This window comes from Pontibacter beigongshangensis (genome assembly GCF_014332515.1).
GTDB lineage: Bacteria > Bacteroidota > Bacteroidia > Cytophagales > Hymenobacteraceae > Pontibacter > Pontibacter beigongshangensis.
In genome coordinates, this window is the sequence record NZ_VFSD01000009.1 from 37,160 (window position 1) to 57,268 (window position 20,109).

The window sequence follows — 20,109 nt, forward strand, 5'->3', positions numbered from 1 at the left end:
TGATTTATTCTGATTTTGAAAAACCTTGTGTCCTGTAGCAGATAGCCGTACAAGTTCGATTTCCGGGTTTTAAGCCGCCGTCTATAGCAGGAAGCATTCCGGTGTAGGCATTATGCTAAGCAAAAGCGCCCTCCAGAGCTTTTTGCTCCTGCTGCTGTGTTGCTGCTCCTGTTCCGGCTGGGAACGAACCCGTATTGCCTCAAATCAGCCTTAATATCCTTCCTATTAGGAGCAGGGCTATCAGTAAGCCCAGGGAGACACTAAACCAAATCCAGGCAATTTTCATCTTCCGCTCTTTCTCTTTTTCCTTCTGGGTTAACCGGTGCGACGATTTTTCCCGTAACAGCTCCTGCTGTGCCTCCTTGTACCGATCTCTGGCTATCTCAAGTGCACCTGCAAACTCCTGTGTCTTCAGCTTTAGCTGGGTTATGGCTTTGGTATAATAAGAAACGTCGGGCTGTTTCGAAATGGGAATGTATTTCGTGATGGTTCCTGGCCTGGTGGCTTCCGGGCAGGGAGCACAATCTGCTTCTACCGCAACAGGTACTTCTACCGTATCTGTTTTCATGCTGGCGGGATGTTTTTCTTCCGGAGGAAACCATTCGGCAAATTTTCTTGCTGCTAAGGCAGGGTATTTCGCCTTAATCGTGTCCTGTGTGGCTGCTGCTCTCTCCTCTGTTTGCGTGGCACGATGAACCGACTTCTCCAGGGAGCAGTTAGAAAGCAGCAGTGTCATGAACAGGAAGTATAGAAGTCTCATCAAAGCAGACAAATTATGATCTATCGCAGGCACTTGCCGTGGCTCTTAATGGTTTTTTATGCTGAAAAATTGCTCTCATGCTTTCGAATGGACCGGGAAAATCATCCTGAAGATTTTTATACGTTTACCTACAAGCCTTTCATTGCCTACTCATAGGGGCAGCTTTACCTGTGGGTCCTCCTTCTGTGTATATTTTTTCATCAACCATTTTACAAGATCATCCTGCCATATCCGGGATCAAGCACAGGTAGCTTACAAACGCTGATATAGTTTACAGCTTATAAATTATATCAGGTTCTGCTAATATAGAGGTACCAATTTGCTTGTACGCTTAATTGGCTTAAATAGGTCTACTTTATCCCGGCTGCTGGTATTAACTTCTTCCTGTTGTTGCTCTTTACCTTTCACGGTTATAGCTAAAGCAATTCCGTTTGCAGATGCTGTTAAAGAATGAAATCTTAAGGCCCTTAATGTTACTTTTTAACCTTTTGTTGGTACAATTTAGATGAAGAAACCCTGTTCAGCTTCTACAGTAAACTAAGTATTAATAATTAAGGGTTCTTTATAATATAATAAGCATGTTACCTGGAGTACGAGATATTCCTTTTTATTCTGTTATAAAAAATGCATTTTTAATTATATTTATAGTACTTCTTACTGTGCTATACTTCCATTATCAGCTGAATTTTTTGCTCTAATACTTTTAAGTAGAGTACATACCACGCGATACGACCTCCAACGAGCCATTTTTATGGTTAATAAAATCTGAGATCCTATAAATATATTAAATAGATGAAAACATAGCTACCTTCCATATGCAACCACCAACGAAGATTTCTTTAGATAAAACCTTAAGTACTCATTATCCGGAAGAATATGTGGCGTTAATAAAGATATGGCAAACTCAGGTTTATGAACAGGTTCTGCCGGGTTATGGTGATAATATTGGAAATAACCCGGCTTTGCTGAAGGTATTGAACAATTCTCCATGTGTCACCATGATCCTGAACCTGAGTACGCAACGGTTTGAGTTTGTAAGCAGCAATGCCTCAGATTTGTTTGGGTACGGAAATGGATATTTTCTGGAGCAGGGGTTGCCTTTCTGTAACAGCATTGCCCACCCTGAAGACCTGCAGAATAGCTGGAAATTGATAAAAAGCATCTGGGATTTTATATTCAGTGTGCCTCCTGCCGATCAGGCACAGTACAAATTTACCTATGATTTTCGGACTTTGAGGCCTTCCGGCAAAGTGGTAAGGGTATTAGCCCAGAATTCTATTTTACAGACAGACAACAAGGGCACTATAACCCACGTGCTGTGCGTATATTCTGATATTTCCCACTGGAAGAAGAGTAATTATCAGCTAGCCTCCATTGTTTCGACTGTTGCCAAATCCTGTTTGTTCTTTAGCCAGACTGAATCAGATTCTTTTAATCCTTCTACTTGCTTAAGTAAACGGGAACTGGAAATTGTAAAACTGATGGCAGAGGGTTTTAGCAGCAAGCTCATCGCTGATAAGCTATTTATAAGTTTTCATACGGTGAACACACACCGGCAAAAAATCATGGAGAAAACAAAAACGCGAAATACCGGAGGGCTGGTGCAGTTCGCGGTGTCTCATGGACTTATATGATCGTAGTAACTTTTCAGAAGAGTGTGAGGCGGAATGATCAGTCTTCGGAGCGTGGTTGTACAGATGATGCACTATTGCTTCATAAATAATTCTTCGTCGGCTCTTCCTTTTGCTGTTACCGTGTGTTTTCACCGGCAACTCTAGTTGCTTTGAAGCACATACAAGTAATTTCTGACGGATACGGACCGTATCAGCAGGAGCAGAAAAGGCTCCCGAAGGGCTGTTTTGATTGGAATAATTGACAAAATTTACAGGTATGCACTTTCTGGTGCATACCTGTAGGTAATAAAAGCATTAAGCTTGCTGAACCCTATTAACATAGAAGGGTGGGATTGGTTAACTTAGGAGTTCAGATTCTTTGATCACCTGTCCTTTTTACCTTCGTTTATTGGCTTTTTTGGCACAACTGGTGTTTTTGCAACAAACGGTTTTCCACAATACTGGCATTTCCGAGTGATTCTAGTATTGCTGCCCATGATGATGGACTTCTAAGGTCTATAAAGGTCAGCAACAGACAGGTGTGGACTGTAGTGTACATAATCTCCCTACCATAAAGCATAAAAATGAAAAAGGAAGAATTCGTAACAAATTCGTCATAAATTCTTCCTTTAAGACAGATATTAAACCTGTCGAATTCTTCTTAAATCGTGTCATACGCTTCAAAAATGCCGTTTTTAAGGCAATCTATTTGCCGATGCAGAACTTAGTGAAAATATTATCCAGCAGATCATCCGTTGTAATCTCGCCGGTAATCTGCCCCAAATGATGCAGCGCCCTGCGGATGTCTGCGGCCACCAGGTCGTTGCTGATGCCGAGGTCGAGGCCGGAGAGGGTATCGTCGAGGGCCTCGTAGGTTTTATTCAGGCTGTCGACGTGGCGGAGGTTGGTGACGATGGTTTGCTCGCGGGTATTGAGTTTGCCCAGGTTCACTTTTGCTACCAGCGCCTCTTTCAGGCCATCCATATTTGCACCTTCGGCTGCTGAGATCTGCACCAGATTTTCTACCTCCGCAAAAGCCGTCAGTGTAGTAGGAGAGGCTTCATCTATCTTGTTGGCTACGGCCATTATCGGAAGTTTCTTCGGGTTAATTTGTCTCAGCTCTTCCCGGAGTTCTTCGGGCGTGGTGGTGATAATATCAAACAGGTAAATAATTAGCGACGACTCGCTGAGCTTCTGAAGGGTGCGTTCCACCCCAATGGCTTCTACCTTATCGGTGGTTTCGCGGAGGCCGGCCGTGTCGATAAACCGGAAGCTGATGCCTTCGATGTTGATTTCGTCCTCGATAAAGTCCCGCGTGGTGCCAGGCACGTCCGACACGATGGCTTTTTCCTCGTTCAGCAGCTTGTTGAGCAGCGTGGATTTTCCGGCATTGGGTTTGCCCACGATTACGGTAGGCACCCCGTTCTTAATCACGTTGCCCAGCTCAAACGACTTGAGCAGCTCCCGTATAATGCGTTGGATGTTGGCAATGAGCAGGCGCAACTGTTCCCGGTCGGCAAACTCCACGTCTTCCTCGCCAAAGTCCAACTCGAGTTCGATCATAGAGGCAAAGTGCACCAGCTCCGCCCGCAGCTTTTTGATCTCCTGCGAAAAACCTCCCCGCATCTGCTTCATGGCCACTTCATGCGAGAGGGCGGAATCGGATGAGATGAGGTCGGCCACAGCTTCGGCCTGTGCCAGGTCGAACTGACCGTTCAGGAAGGCCCGCTTCGTAAACTCCCCGGCCTGCGCCAGCCGCGCGCCCTGCTTCAGGAACAGCTGCATAAGTTGCTGCACTATAAAGTCGGAACCGTGACAGCTTACCTCCACTACATCTTCTTTGGTATAGGAGGTTGGTGCCCTGAACAACGATACCAGCACCTCGTCCAGCACCTTGTCGCCATCACGGATGGTGCCGAAATGGATCGTGTGCGATGGCTGTTGCAGCAGGTCCTTGCCACGGAACACTCGCTGCACAATGGCAACAGCCTCCGGACCAGATAGTCGGATAACAGCAATAGCGCCTACACCCGATGCGGTGGCAACGGCTACAATAGTGTCAGAAGAGGAGAAATGGTTGATCAAAATTAAATTTTAAGTTAAAAAGGGAAACGTTATAAAGTTCGAAGTACCTCCATATTTAAGGGTTCAGGACGCTGGCAAGTATAGCACAGGCACCTCCGGAAGGGCTTTTCATTAGAATAATTCTGCCTGACTTGCTTTTCTCTGATTGTCCAGGAAGCCTCTCTTTGTATTAACTATGGAGAGAAGGACTCCACTCAAGATTGTAAACGCCCATCAACTTTATTTTTTAGGCTTTTCATATTCCTGCCAGGAACTGGTTTTATAGTGGTTGTCGCCGAAGTAGCGGAGTATTTTGCTGAAGGCAGCTGCATCGAGGTAACCGGGCACAGGCGAGAGCATCTCCATTTTCTCGTTGAGGTATACAGTTGTAGGGTAGCTCATCTGGCCCTGCAGCAGTGCCACCGCCAACTCATGCGATTTGTAGGCAGGGTTGTAGTTGTAGGTGTGGCCGTTCAGGGTAATAGGCTGTTTGCTTTCGGCATCCAGTTTTACGGCATAGTAGTTTTTGTTGATGTAAGCTGCCACAGCCGGGTCTGCAAAAGTGCTTTTATCCATTTTCCTGCACCAGCCGCACCAGTCGGTGTACACGTCTATGACTACTTTGCGGGGCTCCTTTTTGAGTTTGGCGGCAGCCTCTTCTATCGTAAGCCACTGAATGGCCTCAGCAGGAGCGGCCGGTGCTTCGGCGGTGGCAGGCGGTGTAGCTACGCCTGTAAATCCTGAAAACACCATAAACAAGGGCAGCAATGCCAGGATGTAATATCTGTTCTTCATCAATTGTTCTTTTTATTTTGCCTCATTTCAGGTAAGCCTGCAAATTTAACAAAATCCGGTGGTTTAATAATTCCAACGACTTTTTCGAACCAGCAACCGATCGCCGGTTTTTAATTGTGATAATCTACATTCTGATTTTCTTGATCTCGGTTTGTGAAACGTCGGGGAAAAGCACTATAGTCTTTCCGTTAGTAAAAAATCAGAGTTAAGAACTGATGTTAGGCAGGTAGTTTATTTGTCCCTCTTTGAAGGGGGTAAGGATGATTTACACCTGAAGATAGGGATTCTTGATTCTACTGCTTTGCTTCTCCGGAATTTCTGCAGCCCTTGAAACATCCCCCTCACCCTCTTCAAAGGCGGACTTTTCCTGCTTTAGCGATATGGTATGGAACGGTTGTTCTTAATTTAAGCTACCTCTATTGATTAATATCTTTCTTTTACAACAATTTAACCATTAAGCTATTTAACAATCAACTATCAATTAATAGGCGCAGGCACTATTTTGCGGCGGTTCATCCAAATGCCGCGTGAGGGCGAGAACAGGAAGGCCAGCACAAACTCGATGCCGGTTACGGTGGCAATGGCGCCGGCAATGGAGCCATCGAGCCACACCGCTAGGTAATAACCTGCCGCAGAAGCCAGAATACCCAGCAGTGCCGACAACACCAGCATGGTCTTAAAATTGTCGGTGAGGAGGTAAGCGGTGGCAGGAGGAGCCACCAGGAAGGCCACCACCAGGATGGCGCCAACCGATTCGAAGGACGCCACGGTCGTTAGCGACACCGCCGACATCAGCAGATAGTACCACAACGAGGTAGAGATGCCAATAGAAGCAGCATAGGCCGCATCAAAGGCGGTTAAGTAAAGTTCTTTATAGCTCAGGCAGATAAATAAGATAACCAGAACCGTGACTGTACCTACTGTCCAGACGGCCCTGGGACCGAGAATCCAGCCATCTTCACTGATCCAGAGGTCGATGGGGGTGTAGGCAATCTCGCCGTACAGCACACAGTCCTGGTCGAGATCTATCTGGCCTGCAAAAACAGAGATCAGGATAATGCCGATGGCAAAAAGCCAGGTAAAGGTTACGCCGATGGCTGCATCCGACTGTACCCGCGCTACCCGATGGAAGAACTCGATCAGGAAGGTGGTCAGGACGCCCAGTAGTCCGGCTCCGATCAGCATCGGCACAGAGTCGCGGGAGCCGGTCACCAGAAAAGCGATCACAATGCCCGGCAGCACGGCATGCGAGATGGCATCGCCCACCATGGCCATGCGCCGCAGAATCAGGTAGCACCCCAGCAGACTACAGCAGGTGGCCACCAGAGAGCCGGTAAGTATGATCCAGAATGCGTTCATGTTTTAATTTTGAATGAATGATTGAGTGAATGAGAGAATATATGTTGATAGACAAATAGTTGTGATGTCGAATGTGCCTCTGCTTTAGAGTCGTTTTTCCAAACGCTCACAGGTCTGAAAGGCACTGTGAGGTTAAGTTGGCAACAGGTGCATCAGGCGTGGTACTGCCTCCGGAGGGCCATTTTCATTAGAATAATCGGGACTTTCCTTCACATTTCTTAACAACCAGCAACCAACCTAAGGTATCCTGTTGTTGTGCGGGTCCAGCACCGGGTATTCCAGTTCCTGCATCAGTTTTTGCTCCAGTTCCGGGGTAATGATGTGCTCAATGGTTTCGGCGTCTTCGTGCACGTGGTCGGAGGCGAGCTCCAGGAACTGGGTCAGGTAGAGCTCCCATAACCTGTGCAGGCGCACCACCCGCATGCCGCGTGTCTGCCCTTGCCTGGTGAGCATCCACGATTGCCTGTCTTTCTGCACATAGCCCTCTCGTCTAAGTTTATTTAAACCCCTGCTGATCGCTCTTTTAGGGATCTGACGCCTTTCCATAATATCGGTTATATTGCGGGAGGTGAAATAATCCTGGTTTGGCTCGCCCAACTGGTACATCACTTTCAGGAGGTTCTCTTCCAGCACCCGCGACTTGTTGCGGCGCTGCTTCCACATGCGCGAAACCCAGCCTTTGCCGGGGGCAAAGGCGAAGGACGTAATGGCGATCATAGAAATGATGAGCACGATCCAGGGCCCGGTGGGCATTGCCGGAGCGGTATAAGACACGAAAGCTCCTGCCATGCCGGAGAAAGCACCCATCAGGGCCGCCAGCACCAGCATCAGTCGCAGGTTCTCTGTCCAGAAACGGGCGGCCGCAGCCGGTGTGATCAGCATGGCCGCCATCAGCACCACGCCGACCGCCTGTATGCCCACCACTACCGCAAACACGGTAAGAGTGGTCAGCAGCAGCTCCAGTGCCCGCACCGGGTACCCGATGGTGTGGGCATAGGCTTCGTCGAAGCAGAGCAGCATCAGCTCTTTGTAGAATACGATGGTGCACACGAGCAGGAGCAAAGCCACAACGCTGAACACGATCAGGTCTTCGCCGATCAGGGCGGCGGCGTTTCCGAACAGGAACTTGTCGAGGCCGCTTTGAGCCGCGTTGCCGGAGTGCTGTATGGATGTAAGCAGCAAAATGCCGATTCCGAAAAAGACGGAGAGCACCAGCCCGATGGCCGTGTCTTCTTTGATGCGGGAGCGGGAGGTGATCACATCGATCACGACCAGCGACAGCCAGCCGGTGATGAAAGCGCCCAGCAGCAGGATGAGCGGGTTTTTGGTGCCAGACAGCATAAAGGCCAGGCAAACTCCCGGCAGCACGGCATGCGCCACCGCATCGCCCACCAGCGCCCGCTTGCGGAGCAGGCTAAAACAACCCACCACCGCCGAGCTACTGGCCAGCAGCACCGACCCAATCGTCACATACCGGACGTTGGCATCCGTAAACGAGAAGAACTCTGTAAAGTCACTCATTGGTGTTGGTCGTTAATTGTTGGTTGATGATTGTTAAAGGGTGCTTTTTGTGCTATTAAAAAATCAAATAAGCATCACGAGCGAGGACGCTTGCGCCATATTTACCTAAATTTATCCTTGTCTACCAGAATTATTCTAATGAAAAAGCCCCTCCAGAGTAACTGCGAATCCTGGTACTGCTCCTTCTCTGTCTTAAGTTGCTATTTACATCCATCCCCAAAAGCCCAATTTCTAATTTTGAATTTCTAATTTTGAATTTAAAAAACTACGCCTCCCGGGAAGGGAACTCCTGCTTGCGCAGCAGGTCGCCTACTTTGGAGAGTACGGTTAGTTTGCCACCGTAGGTCTTCTCGAGCAGCTCCTGTGTCAGCACCTGATCGGTGGGGCCGGAGGCTACCAGGCGCATGTTCAGCAGAATGACCCAGTTAAAATAAGCCGCCGCCGATTGCAAATCGTGGTGAACGACCACCACCGTTTTGCCTTCGTCGCGCATGGTGCGCAGCAGTTCTATAATGGCTGTTTCGGTGGCGATGTCGACACCCGCAAAAGGCTCATCCATAAAATAGATGTCGGCATTCTGGGCCAGGGCCCTTGCCAGGAACACCCGTTGCTGCTGCCCGCCGGAGAGTTGCGATATCTGCCGTTCGGCATAAGCCTGCATGCCCACTTTCTGCAGCGCCTCCATGGCGGCATCTTTGTCGGCCCTTCGGGGCCTGTTAAAAAAGCCAAGTTTGCCGTAGCGTCCCATCAGCACTACATCAAAAACGGAGGCCGGAAAATCCCAGTCTACCGACTCGCGCTGCGGCACATAGCTGATACGCTTGCGCACCTCTTTTATCGGCTGGTCAAAGATCCGGATGTAGCCGCTGCTGACGGGCAGCAGGTCCATGATGGCTTTGATGAGGGTAGATTTTCCGGCGCCATTAGGTCCGATCACACCTACCAGCGCACCGGCTGGCAAGGTCAGGTCCACTCCCCACAAAACAGGCTTTCGGTCGTAACTCACTGTCAGATCGTGCACCTCCACCACCGGATTCTCTACTTGAAGTATCATGCTTTAATTATTTCATTTTAAGGCTGCTACAATATGGTTGACGTTATGGCGCACCATGCCTTCGTAAGTGCCCTCCGGCGTACCATCATCCCCGAGTGCATCAGAGAAGAGCGTGCCACCAATTCGTATTTCGTGCCCCTTCTGCCGGACACCCACCATAACGGCCTCAATGGCTTTAGGCGAGACGGAGGACTCAACAAACACCGCCTTAATTTTATTATCGGCGATGAAGTTGACAAGCGAGGAAACGTCCTGCAAGCCAAACTCCGACATGGTAGAGATACCCTGCAGGCCCCGCACCTGTATACCGTAGGCATCTCCGAAGTAGCCAAAGGCATCGTGCGCCGTGATGAGGATGCGCTGCTGCTCCGGAATGGAACCGATCGCGTTGCTGGCAAACTGATCCAGTACCGCCAGCCGCTTCAGGTAGGCCGCCGCGTTTTGCTGGTACTGCGCCGCATGGGCCGGGTCTTTCTCCTGCAGCTGCTGGCTTATGTAGGCTACCACTTTCTGCCACAGCGCCACATCGAACCAGACGTGCGGGTCGTAGCTCCCCGGGAAGTCGGAGGATGCCCGCATGTCGGCAGGGGTGAGGCCATCAGTGGCGGCCACCACACTTTTAAAGCGGCTCAGCCGCTCCAGCACCTCACCCATTTTGCCTTCCAGGTGCAGCCCGTTGTACACTATCACGTGCGCCTCCGTTAGCAGCTCCAGGTCGCCCTGGGTCGCCTTGTAGAGGTGCGGGTCTACGCCAGAGCCCATAATGGCCTGCACATCGGCCACATCGCCGGCTATGTTCTGCACAGCGTCTTTCAGGATGCCAGTGGTGGTTACCACCCTGAGCCGCTCCCCGGGCGCAATCTTCCCCCTGGTATCGACCTGTTTGCACGAAAGGCAGAACATCAGAAGCAGTAAGAGGAGAGGAGTTTTCATCATAAGATCAGCTCAGGCAGATAAAAATATGTTTTTGGTTACCTCGCCGGATACCACTGTATTGCGCAGGTTATCGATGCTGATTTCCAGGGAATTGTCGTACGGTACCCGATCCAGTACTTTAATTTTTACACCCAGCCGGATTCCCATCTTATCGAGGTACTGCAGGAACAGGGGCTGTGAAGCGTTTACGCCCACTACAATACCCGCCTCGTTCATTTCCATCTCTGCCAGCAGCTTCTGAGCTTTCGGGTTTATTTCTCCTGATTCAGTCGGGATAGGGTCGCCATGCGGGTCGAACTTGGGGTGGCCCAGGAACTCATCGAGCCGCTTTACCAGCAGGTCGGAGGTAATGTGCTCCAGTTCCTCCGCCACCTCGTGCACTTCGTCCCAGTTAAACTTGAGCTTCTCTACCAGGAATACTTCCCAGAGCCGGTGTTTCCGAATAATTTTCAGGGCTATCCGGTTGCCTTCTTCTGTAAGCGTCACGCCTTTGTACTTGACGTAATTGACTACACCCTTGGCACTCAGCTTCCGAAGCATATCCGTTACAGAGGCCGCCCTGGTATCCAGTACATCCGCAATGGCATTCGTGTTTACGTCTGTTAACCCGCTGTCTGACAGCTTATAAATGGCTTTAATGTAATTCTCTTCTGTAAAGCTATGCATTTCTAATGTACTAATTATCTAATGTGCTGATGTGCTAATGGATTAATGTAATGGTTTGGAAATAAAATAATGTTAAGCTATGACCCTGGCATAAAAGGCGAAATTCAAAGGACGATACTGCTTTAACTAGCTGCTCAATCCGAAAATTAAAAAATTAGCACATCAGCACATTAATCCATTAGCACATTAACGAGCTACCACCTGATCAGCGCTGAAGCCCAGGTGAAGCCGCTACCGAAGGCGGCCAGGCAGACAAGGTTGCCTTCCTGGATGCTGCCCTGCTCTACGGCCTCGCTCAGCGCGATTGGGATTGAGGCAGCGGTGGTGTTGCCGTATTTATGGATGTTGCTGAATACTTTCTCTACCGGCAACCCCATCTTTTGTTGTATAAAGGACGTAATGCGCAGGTTGGCCTGATGTGGTATAAGCATGTCTATATCAGAGGGTTGGTAATTATTGGCTTTAAGTGCTTCTTCAATTACTTCGGGGAAGCGGGTAACGGCATGCTTGAACACCACATTGCCGTTCATCACCGGGTATATGGTTCCTTCATCAATCATTTCGTGCGTCAGGCGCTCCTGCTTGTTGCTGCCGGGGTCCAGTGTGGCCAACTCCTCTGCAAACTCACCATCGGCATGTAAATGCGTGGACAGGATGCCTTTGTCGTTGCTCTCGGATGGTGTCAGGACAGCAGCACCGGCACCGTCGCCAAAAATAACCGATACGTTGCGGCCCCTTGTCGTGAAGTCCAGCCCGCTGGAGTGGATCTCGGAGCCCACCACCAGCACATTGTTGTACATGCCCGTCTTAATGAACTGGTCAGCCACCGAAAGGGCATAGATAAAGCCAGAGCACTGGTTCCGCAAGTCTAGGGCCGGTATCTCCTTTATGCCTAACTCGCGCTGCAGCAGCACGCCGGAACCCGGAAACACATAGTCCGGGCTGAGGGTGGCGAACACGATCATGTCCAGTTCTTTGGCTTCCAGTCCTGCCATCGCAAGGGCCTTGCGGGCGGCTTTGGCGGCCATGTTAGCCGTGGTGTCTATTCCTTCCTGGAAGTAATGCCGCTCCACGATGCCCGTTCTTTCCCGTATCCACTCGTCGGAGGTGTCCATCAGTTTCTCCAGATCCTTGTTGGTGACCACCCTCTCCGGTACATAATGGCCTACTCCTGAAATCTTAGAATTGCGCATAGTCATAGTTTTTAATGGTTCAAATATACACTTATTTTTTTTAATTTAGACTAATCTAAAAAATATTTTCGTTAGTTGGTTTTAAGCAAAGCTATGGCTGCCAGTAGTCTCTGTTCTTCAACGTCCCAAAAGGTAGCAGGGGGTATTCCTTTACGGTAAAATTGCTGTCCCTGTAAACTATTTTTTATAGCCGTGGCGTCTGCCTTCCTGAAATCTACCGAGATGCCCGCCTCTGCTGCTTGTACCAGTGGCTGCCAGAGCGGGTTTTGCTGGATGACCATGGGCAGGGCATGGGCCATATACTCATATATTTTGGTAGGTATGCAGGTGAAGGTGCTGGCATGGGGCAGGTATGGCAGCAGGCCTGCATCGCTGCACTGGATCTGCCTGATGATCTGCTGGTGCGGCACCAGGGTTTCTCCTCCGATCAGGGTAATGTAGGGTTTGTCTTTTAGCTGCTCCCTCAGCCGCGTCAGCGTTTGCCCCTGTGCACAATAGCCAATAATGGTCAGCGTGGTGCCGGGCTGCAGTTGGTGCAACTGAGCAGCCAGCTCCACGGCCTCAAAAATACCATACATGTCGGCAATGGTGCCGGAATACAGCAAACGCAGAGGTTTGTCGGCAGATAGCTTTACGGGTGTGGCAGGTAATTGGTAAGTTGGAGCGGGTTTGTATTTGTTTTCGAGGAGGGTGGCGCGCTGCTTCAGAAAGGGCAGCTCCTGCAGATATGTTTTCTCAGCTACCAGAAAGTGGGCTATGCGCGGTGCCAGCAGCCTTTCTGTGCCACGCACTAGTGTGGCCATCAGCAGCTTCAGGAGCGGGGGGTAGTTCTGTTGCGATCTTAAGTTCAGGGCATAGTTTTCCTGTACGTCGTATATTAGTTGGCAGGGATAGAGTAGGCAGTAGAACCAGCTAACGAGCAGTAACTCATGGGTGCTGGCTATCAGGAAGTGAGGTTTTACTTGAAGTAGCAATTTGTAGAAACGAACTTGCGCCGCTGCTCGCCCTGGCGACAATCGCCGGAACCGGAAGATGGGGTGGAAGCAGATGTTGTCAGGCGCATCAGCCGGTGGCGGGGCTGCAAAACCGGCCAGGTGCACCGTGGTATGAGCAAGCTTGCCAAGCGACAATGCTAGCTTTTCATACATCCGGGTGTCATTTACTGGCTTCAATAGCGAAGCAATTAATATTCTCTTTTCAGACATCGGCTAAATTTAATACATTTACGCAGCAAGCATAACAACATTAAAATGGAATTTAGAGACATTATTGAAAAGGCCTGGGACGACCGGTCTTTATTAAAGGAGAACGAGGCTAAGGAGGCCATCCGCGCCGTAATCGAGGAACTTGATAAAGGGCGCATCCGGGTGGCTCAGCCAAATGGCGATGAGTGGCAGGTAAATGAGTGGGTAAAGAAAGCGGTGCTGCTTTACTTCCCAATTCAAAACATGAACACCATTGAGGTAGGTCCGTTTGAGTTTTATGACAAGATTGGCCTGAAGCAGGACTATGCTGGCCTGGGAGTACGTGTGGTGCCTCACGCAGTAGCACGATACGGCTCGTTCCTGGCCAGAGGTGTGGTCATGATGCCATCTTACGTTAATATCGGAGCCTATGTAGACGAAGGCACGATGGTAGACACTTGGGCTACCGTAGGCAGCTGTGCCCAGGTGGGTAAGAATGTGCACCTGAGCGGTGGTGTTGGCTTAGGGGGTGTACTGGAGCCGCTACAGGCTGCCCCGGTTATCATCGAAGACGGTGCCTTTGTAGGCTCCAGAAGCATTCTGGTAGAAGGATGCCGGGTGGGCAAGGAGGCTGTGATCGGAGCAGGTGTGACTATTACCGGCAGTTCCCGCATTATAGATGTGACCAGCAGCGAGCAGAAAGAGTACAGAGGCTACGTTCCTCCGCGCTCTGTGGTTATTCCTGGTTCCTACACCAAGAAATTCCCTGCAGGCGATTTCCAGGTGCCTTGCGCCCTGATCATCGGGCAGCGTAAAGAAAGCACTGATCTGAAGACATCGCTTAACGATGTGCTCCGTGACCATGCGGTAGCTGTTTAGTTAAGATATTAGACCTCCCGATTTGTAAAGGAAAGATTGTACTGAGTAAGGCAACTGCTTAGGTCATAGGTTTTTAGGTTAGGAAAGGAATTATTCCAATCAAAATGCCCCTCCGGAGGCAAAGGCTGCTACTGCTGCCTGGTACGTCGGACCCAATTCTGCCAGGAGCCGGAGTTTCTATTCCCTATCAAGTAAAATAAGAAAGCCTTTGCCTTATCTGGCAGGGGCTTCCTTATTTTATGTTTTCAAGACAACTCCTTTTGCCTGCGGAAGTGTAAGTAATGAAAGAATGGAATTAGTGCTCGCTCATAAGATCGTTACAAGATAGCCAAAACGGGAGGATCCAAATGGATGAAGCTTTATGCTATTCCATGTTACACCTTACACATATTGCTCTTTAACAATTAAACCTCCCAGCAATCAACAACAAACCATCACCCTATCGGAACCTTTCGGCTACGACCAGGTCTTTGGTGCCGTGACTGTAGGAGTAGAAGCCCTGGCCCGACTTGGTTCCCTTGTGGCCGGCCTGCACCATGTTTACCAGCAGGGGGCAGGGCGCGTATTTGGGGTTTCCGAAGCCCTCGTGCAGCACCTGCAGAATCGAGAGACAAACATCCAGGCCAATAAAATCGGCCAGTTGCAGGGGGCCCATCGGGTGTGCCATGCCTAGTTTCATAATAGTGTCTATCTCTTCCACGCCTGCCACACCCTCATAAAGCGCAAAAATGGCCTCGTTGATCATGGGCATCAGGATGCGGTTGGCAACAAAGCCGGGGTAGTCGTGGCAGGGGGTTGGCACTTTGCCTAACTGCCGCGAGAGCTCTTCGATCTTTGCCGTCACGGCATCGGAGGTGGCATAGCCTCTGATCACCTCCACCAGTTTCATGACCGGTACCGGATTCATAAAGTGCATGCCTACTACTTTATCAGGGCGGTTGGTAACGGATGCGATTTTGGTGATGGAGATGGAGGAGGTGTTGCTGGCCAGAATGGCTTCCGGTTTTGTGAACTCAGAAAGCTGGCTGAAAATCTTTAATTTAAGCTCCTCCTGTTCTGTGGCAGCCTCTACTACCAGGTCTGCTTCTCTTACGCCCTCCTCCAGGCTGGTGAGCGTGGTGATGCGCTGTAGCGTCTGCTCTTTCAGGGCATCCGTCAGGGTGCCTTTGGCCACCATTCTATCGAGGTTCCGGGCGATGGTGCCAAGTGCTTTTTGTAAGGCCTCTTCGTTAATATCGACTAGTGTGACAGAAAAACCGTGTTGGGCAAACACATGTGCTATACCATTGCCCATGGTGCCGGAACCAATTACTGCTACTTTTTTCATATAGGTAATTTAAAGGTTTTAATACGACATACTCCTATACACAAAACTATCATATTTTGGAAGGAAAAAGCAGGGTGCCAGATTATTGTGGGTATAGTGCAAAATCAGAGATAATTATCCTAAGTTCGCTGAGGAGCCAGGGTTTTTAGCTTAAATTATTTTCCCCTGACAGGATTTTTTCTGCCAACATGCAAAAATTACTTTCAATAAGTTGTGATTCAGCTTTCTAAAGCAATTGATAGGTCAAGGGGACGGCTGTTTAAAGGCAAAAAAGATCATTTATTAGAAAAAAGACAGCTCTATATAAATCTTTTGAAATATATATCCGTAGAAACCATAAAACAAAAAAGTACAACTAGCGCGACTAATAGCTGATCGGGTTGCTCTCGGGCTCCGGCAGCCAAAAGAGGTGGTAGTAGTACATAAACCAAACTGAATTATAAAAAAATTAACACTATGGGAAATTTATTGTATTTAATAGCAGTAGTACTAGTGATTTTCTGGCTGATCGGTTTCTTAGGATTCCCTGATGCCGTAGGCGGTATTATTCACATATTGCTTGTTATTGCAGTTATAGCTGTCGTATTACGTTTAATACGGGGAGTTTAACTTCTACAGGTAAATCACGTTAAGAGAAGAAAAACGTATTTCGTCAAATTAAACTAACAAAACTATGGGAAATTTATTGTATATAATAGCTGTGGTTCTTGTAATCTTCTGGCTGATAGGATTTCTAGGATTTCCTGATGCTGTTGGAGGGTTAATTCACATCCTGCTTGTTATTGCCGTGATCGTGGTGCTGCTGCGCCTGATACGGGGCTGATAAGCACCATATAGAACACAAAAAAAGAGGTTGCCATACTTATGGCAACCTCTTTTTTTGTGTTCTATATGGTGCTTATCAGCCTTTTAACGGAATATTGAACCCAAACCGGATAATCGGGTTCCGGTAGGGAGTGTAGGGGCTGTTGCTCAGGTTGTAGAGCACATACAGATCGGCCGTAGCGCGCCCGCCTATGCTCTGCCTATAACCTAAGCCCACCATGGGCGTCGTCTCCACCCGGTTGGTTTTATAAGACTGGCCACTGGGGTCCTGCTCCGTGTACTGCATGTTGAGCAGCTCGTACTCGCCATGGGCCAGAATTTTGCCGCCTAAGTTAATCGCCTCCAGATTGAATAGCTCTTGCTGCGCAAAAAACTTCATGCCGTAGCTCTGCAGTGTAATGGCCCCTAACCGGTTACCAAATCTGTCGTAAATTCGCCCACGCTGATACTGGTAAATAAAGCCGGTGCCAAACCAGAATTTCTCTGTGGCCATAAATCCCAGGATCGGAGAAACCGAAATGTTGGTAACTGTTCCGAACTGCAGCCCAAACCCGCCACCCGTATAGAGCCTGTCCATCAGTGTAGGACGTTCTTCCTGCACCCGCGGCGACATGGGCTGTTGCCCTGCAGGAGGGCCTGCCGGTGGCATGGGCTTGACATAAGAGGTATCCGACTCGGTCTGAGCAAGTGCCGCAGAGGCTGAGAGCAGACATAATATAGCTGCTACCACACAGGTAGCCCGAAAATTTATGCGCATATGTTTATAATAGGTACAACCAATGCTTACTCTAACGCTGCACCAGGGCCGATTTGTACATTTTTTTACGCAACTCTTTAATAAACTCATCGCTCAGGTAAGCTTCGTAGCTCATACGCCTGTCTATGATGCCGCCCGGCGTTAACTCTATAATACGGTTAGCAATGGTGTCTACAAACTGAAGGTCATGAGACGAGAACAGCACCGTGCCGTCAAAATCGCGCAAGGCATTGTTCAGGGCCGTGATAGACTCCAGGTCCAGGTGGTTGGTCGGCTCGTCGAGCACCAGCACGTTGCCCGACTGCAGCATCATTTTAGAGAACATGCAGCGCACCTTTTCCCCCCCCGACAGTACATTCGCTTTTTTCAGCGACTCCTCTCCAGAGAACAGCATGCGGCCGAGAAAGCCCCGGATAAAACTCTCGTCTTTCTCTACGGAATACTGCCGCAGCCAGTCCACCAGGTTCAGGTCGGTATCGAAAAAAGCGGTGTTGTCTTTTGGGAAAAAAGCCGTGTTGGTAGTTGTTCCCCAGGTAAAAGTACCTGAATCTGGCTGAGTCTCACCTGCAATTATCTCAAAGAAGGTAGAGGCCGAGAGGTCGTTGCGCCCCAGGATGGCAATCTTGTCGCCTTTGTCGACCATAAAGGTCACATCGCTGAAGAGGGTGGTGCCATCGGCGGTCTTGCTCAGGTTCTCCACGTTCAGGAGCTGGTTGCCAGCCTCGCGCTCCGGTTTAAAGGCGATGTATGGGTACTTACGGGTAGAGGGCTTGATGTCTTCTATGGTAAGCTTGTTGAGCAGTTTCTGCCGCGAAGTAGCCTGCTTCGACTTGGAGGCGTTGGCACTGAAGCGGCGGATAAACTCTTCCAGCTCCTTGCGTTTGTCGTCTGTCTTTTTGTTGGCATCGGAGCGTTGCTTGGCAGCCAGCTGGCTCGACTCGTACCAGAAAGAGTAGTTGCCGGCATAGAGCTGGATCTTTCCAAAGTCGATGTCGGCTACATGCGTACATACCGAGTCCAGGAAGTGGCGGTCGTGCGATACCACGATTACGGTGTTCTGGAAATTGTCGAGGAAGTTCTCCAGCCACATAATAGACTCTGCGTCGAGGTGGTTGGTAGGTTCGTCGAGCAGCAGGATGCCGGGGTTGCCAAACAAGGCCTGCGACAGCAGTACCCGTACCTTTTCGCTACCGCTCAGGTCCTTCATGAGCGAGGAGTGCAGGTCTTCGGTTATGCCCAGCCCGCTCAGCAGCTCTGCCGCCTCATACTCGGCGTTCCAACCCTCCAGGTCGGCAAACTCGCCTTCCAGTTCGGCGGCGCGTATGCCGTCCGCATCCGAAAAATCGGCCTTGGCGTAGATGGCATCTTTTTCCTGCATAATGTCGAACAGGCGCTTGTGGCCCATGATCACCGTTTGCAGCACCGGGTACTCATCGAACTCAAAGTGGTTCTGCTTGAGCACGGCCAGGCGCATGTTGGCAGGGATCTCCACAGAGCCCGTGTTCGGCTCTATCTCGCCGGACAATATTTTTAAGAAAGTAGACTTGCCAGCACCGTTCGCGCCAATAAGGCCGTAGCAGTTGCCGGGAAGAAACTTGATGGTAACGTCTTCAAATAATGTTCGCTTGCCGTAAGACAGGCTGACATTGCTAGTGCTGATCATATTAAGATTAGATTATTAAGTAAATGGCTATGCTGCAAAGCTACAAAAATATTTGGATGGGCTACGGGAACAGTGCAAAGTGCCTAAATAGGAAAGTTGAAGGTAAATGCCGTAAGTCCTTTTTAATGAAGCTGTTCAGGCATGCGCCCGAAAAATAAATGGCCTCAATCACAACACCGGCCCAACGAAAGTAGTATATAATTTTAATTATATAGAGCTACAATCCGTTTTGCAGCGGCATAAGGCGTGCCTGGCCTGTAGAGGTAACCATTTTTGTGGCTATTCTGTTCAATTTTAAAAGTTTGAATGTAAATTAATTAAATAGACATTGATATGGCATCTGAAAATATTTCTTACCAGAAAGTTTCTATCAAATATGGAATTTTAGTTGGTCTCGCGCACATTGTGTATTTCCTGCTGATGCGGATATTCGGAGTTCTGCACATTGTGGAGCTGTCGTTTCTGAGCGGCATATTTTTAGTGATAGGCATTGTGGTGGCTATCTCCAACTTTAAGCGGGCCCGTGGCGGCGAAATTAATTACTTTCAGGGGCTGGCTATTGGCGCCACCACTGGTGTCGTCTCTTCTACTGTGCTTGGGCTGTTCCTGGTGGCGTTCATCACCCTGTTCGACTCCAGTTACATGGCCAACCTGCAGGCGAGCTCACTGTTCCCCGAAAGCCTGTCGGTGCTGGCGCTATTCGTATTAACCATAATTTACGGCTCCTGGCCGGGCTTCTGGCTGGCCTTTATTGCCATGCAATGGTTCAAAACATCAGACCATACCGTGCCGGAGCGCGTCTAATTCAAGAATTTAAAAAAACAGATTCAGATTACACACCTAGCACCTTTACTACTTACACTATGGAGAAAACTGGCCTAAAATATGGCATATTCACTGCCATTGCCCTTATTGCTTATTTCCTTTTAATGAAACTGCTTGGCTTTGCCCACATCATAGAGCTTCGGTTCCTGAACGGGCTAATTGTGGCTGTCGGTATCGTGCTGGCCATCAAAAACTATAAGCGGAGTGTTGGTGGAAAGATCGGGTATTTTAAGGGGCTTGGGGTAGGTACTATTGCCTCCATTACGGCCACCGTCCTGTTTGCCGTTTTTATGCTGATTTATATTAAGATTTTTGATACTTCCATGATCGAAGTATTGTCGGCTGAGAGGTACTTTGGCGAGCGCATGACGGTGACGCCGGGTGTGGTGGTCTTTATGGTGCTGATGGTGGAGGGAGTGATATCTGGTTTCCTGATTTCGTTTATCGCCATGCAGTATTTTAAACGCCAGGACCAGAAAGGGATTTTTTAACCTGCAAAAAAAGCCTGCTCCTGTTGTAGCAACAGGAGCAGGCTTTTTTTGCAGCATATTTCCCGGGCTATGGGTCTTATGCCCGAACGTGTTTCCGGCTGGCTTCTATCCCTGAGCCGGGATGAGCAGCAGCCCCTCCGGAGGGGCTTTTTTATTGGAATAATTCCTCCCTTAAAAATACAAACAGGCGCCGTTTA

General features: G+C 49.3%; 19 protein-coding genes. 6 read left to right on the top strand and 13 right to left on the bottom strand.

Features of this window, described 5'->3' with window-relative positions; translation table 11 throughout:
- Nucleotides 1-199: 199 nt before the first annotated feature.
- On the bottom strand, nucleotides 200-763 hold the full coding sequence (locus FJM74_RS09195; RefSeq protein WP_187262305.1) for a hypothetical protein: 564 nt from the start codon (nucleotides 761-763) through the stop codon (nucleotides 200-202).
- A gap of 812 nt (nucleotides 764-1,575) precedes the next feature.
- On the opposite strand from FJM74_RS09195, the gene FJM74_RS09200 reads away from it, so the two are divergent.
- Nucleotides 1,576-2,394, top strand: coding sequence for a LuxR C-terminal-related transcriptional regulator (locus FJM74_RS09200; protein WP_187262306.1), 819 nt, complete (start codon nucleotides 1,576-1,578; stop codon nucleotides 2,392-2,394).
- A 684-nt stretch (nucleotides 2,395-3,078) separates the two neighbouring features.
- Here FJM74_RS09200 and mnmE read toward each other — a convergent pair.
- The 9 genes from mnmE to FJM74_RS09245 all read right to left on the bottom strand — a co-directional run bounded on the left by mnmE (nucleotide 3,079) and on the right by FJM74_RS09245 (nucleotide 13,109).
- Nucleotides 3,079-4,458 (bottom strand): tRNA uridine-5-carboxymethylaminomethyl(34) synthesis GTPase MnmE, encoded by a 1,380-nt coding sequence (mnmE, locus tag FJM74_RS09205; protein ID WP_187262307.1) that lies wholly within the window; start codon nucleotides 4,456-4,458, stop codon nucleotides 3,079-3,081.
- Between the two features lie 219 nt (nucleotides 4,459-4,677).
- Nucleotides 4,678-5,232, bottom strand: coding sequence for a thioredoxin family protein (locus FJM74_RS09210; protein WP_187262308.1), 555 nt, complete (start codon nucleotides 5,230-5,232; stop codon nucleotides 4,678-4,680).
- 477 nt (nucleotides 5,233-5,709) lie between these two features.
- Nucleotides 5,710-6,591 (bottom strand): metal ABC transporter permease, encoded by an 882-nt coding sequence (locus tag FJM74_RS09215; RefSeq protein WP_187262309.1) that lies wholly within the window; start codon nucleotides 6,589-6,591, stop codon nucleotides 5,710-5,712.
- Nucleotides 6,592-6,828: 237 nt separating this feature from the next.
- The gene (locus FJM74_RS09220; RefSeq protein WP_187262310.1) at nucleotides 6,829-8,112 is read right to left on the bottom strand and encodes a metal ABC transporter permease; all 1,284 of its coding nucleotides are present in this window, start codon (nucleotides 8,110-8,112) and stop codon (nucleotides 6,829-6,831) included.
- Between the two features lie 265 nt (nucleotides 8,113-8,377).
- Nucleotides 8,378-9,166 (bottom strand): metal ABC transporter ATP-binding protein, encoded by a 789-nt coding sequence (locus tag FJM74_RS09225; protein ID WP_187262311.1) that lies wholly within the window; start codon nucleotides 9,164-9,166, stop codon nucleotides 8,378-8,380.
- Between the two features lie 12 nt (nucleotides 9,167-9,178).
- Nucleotides 9,179-10,102: a metal ABC transporter solute-binding protein, Zn/Mn family gene (locus FJM74_RS09230; RefSeq protein WP_187262312.1), complete on the bottom strand. Its 924-nt coding sequence runs from the start codon at nucleotides 10,100-10,102 to the stop codon at nucleotides 9,179-9,181.
- Nucleotides 10,103-10,111: 9 nt separating this feature from the next.
- Entirely contained in the window at nucleotides 10,112-10,768 is a 657-nt protein-coding gene (locus tag FJM74_RS09235) for a metal-dependent transcriptional regulator (RefSeq protein WP_187262313.1), read from the bottom strand.
- Nucleotides 10,769-10,962: 194 nt separating this feature from the next.
- Nucleotides 10,963-11,961, bottom strand: a complete 999-nt coding sequence (locus FJM74_RS09240; RefSeq protein ID WP_187262314.1) for a 3-oxoacyl-ACP synthase III family protein — start codon at nucleotides 11,959-11,961, stop codon at nucleotides 10,963-10,965.
- A gap of 71 nt (nucleotides 11,962-12,032) precedes the next feature.
- Nucleotides 12,033-13,109 (bottom strand): glycosyltransferase, encoded by a 1,077-nt coding sequence (locus FJM74_RS09245; protein ID WP_241739031.1) that lies wholly within the window; start codon nucleotides 13,107-13,109, stop codon nucleotides 12,033-12,035.
- Between the two features lie 102 nt (nucleotides 13,110-13,211).
- Between FJM74_RS09245 and FJM74_RS09250 the strand changes: the two genes are divergently transcribed.
- Nucleotides 13,212-14,024 carry a 2,3,4,5-tetrahydropyridine-2,6-dicarboxylate N-succinyltransferase gene (locus FJM74_RS09250; protein ID WP_187262316.1) on the top strand — a complete coding sequence of 271 codons (813 nt, stop codon included), beginning with the start codon at nucleotides 13,212-13,214 and terminating at the stop codon, nucleotides 14,022-14,024.
- A 439-nt stretch (nucleotides 14,025-14,463) separates the two neighbouring features.
- On the opposite strand, the gene FJM74_RS09255 is transcribed toward FJM74_RS09250, so the two are convergent.
- Nucleotides 14,464-15,351 (bottom strand): 3-hydroxybutyryl-CoA dehydrogenase, encoded by an 888-nt coding sequence (locus FJM74_RS09255; RefSeq protein WP_187262317.1) that lies wholly within the window; start codon nucleotides 15,349-15,351, stop codon nucleotides 14,464-14,466.
- Between the two features lie 456 nt (nucleotides 15,352-15,807).
- Between FJM74_RS09255 and FJM74_RS09260 the strand changes: the two genes are divergently transcribed.
- Nucleotides 15,808-15,960 carry a lmo0937 family membrane protein gene (locus FJM74_RS09260; RefSeq protein WP_147923694.1) on the top strand — a complete coding sequence of 51 codons (153 nt, stop codon included), beginning with the start codon at nucleotides 15,808-15,810 and terminating at the stop codon, nucleotides 15,958-15,960.
- Nucleotides 15,961-16,024: 64 nt separating this feature from the next.
- Entirely contained in the window at nucleotides 16,025-16,174 is a 150-nt protein-coding gene (locus FJM74_RS09265; protein ID WP_007660460.1) for a lmo0937 family membrane protein, read from the top strand.
- A 78-nt stretch (nucleotides 16,175-16,252) separates the two neighbouring features.
- Here the strand turns inward: FJM74_RS09265 and FJM74_RS09270 are convergent, their stop codons facing one another.
- Nucleotides 16,253-16,933: a hypothetical protein gene (locus tag FJM74_RS09270; RefSeq protein WP_187262318.1), complete on the bottom strand. Its 681-nt coding sequence runs from the start codon at nucleotides 16,931-16,933 to the stop codon at nucleotides 16,253-16,255.
- 31 nt (nucleotides 16,934-16,964) lie between these two features.
- On the bottom strand, nucleotides 16,965-18,596 hold the full coding sequence (locus tag FJM74_RS09275; protein WP_187262319.1) for an ABC-F family ATP-binding cassette domain-containing protein: 1,632 nt from the start codon (nucleotides 18,594-18,596) through the stop codon (nucleotides 16,965-16,967).
- Between the two features lie 333 nt (nucleotides 18,597-18,929).
- On the opposite strand from FJM74_RS09275, the gene FJM74_RS09280 reads away from it, so the two are divergent.
- Nucleotides 18,930-19,400: a DUF4199 domain-containing protein gene (locus FJM74_RS09280; protein WP_187262320.1), complete on the top strand. Its 471-nt coding sequence runs from the start codon at nucleotides 18,930-18,932 to the stop codon at nucleotides 19,398-19,400.
- A 59-nt stretch (nucleotides 19,401-19,459) separates the two neighbouring features.
- Nucleotides 19,460-19,912, top strand: coding sequence for a DUF4199 domain-containing protein (locus FJM74_RS09285; protein WP_187262321.1), 453 nt, complete (start codon nucleotides 19,460-19,462; stop codon nucleotides 19,910-19,912).
- Nucleotides 19,913-20,109 lie beyond the last annotated feature (197 nt).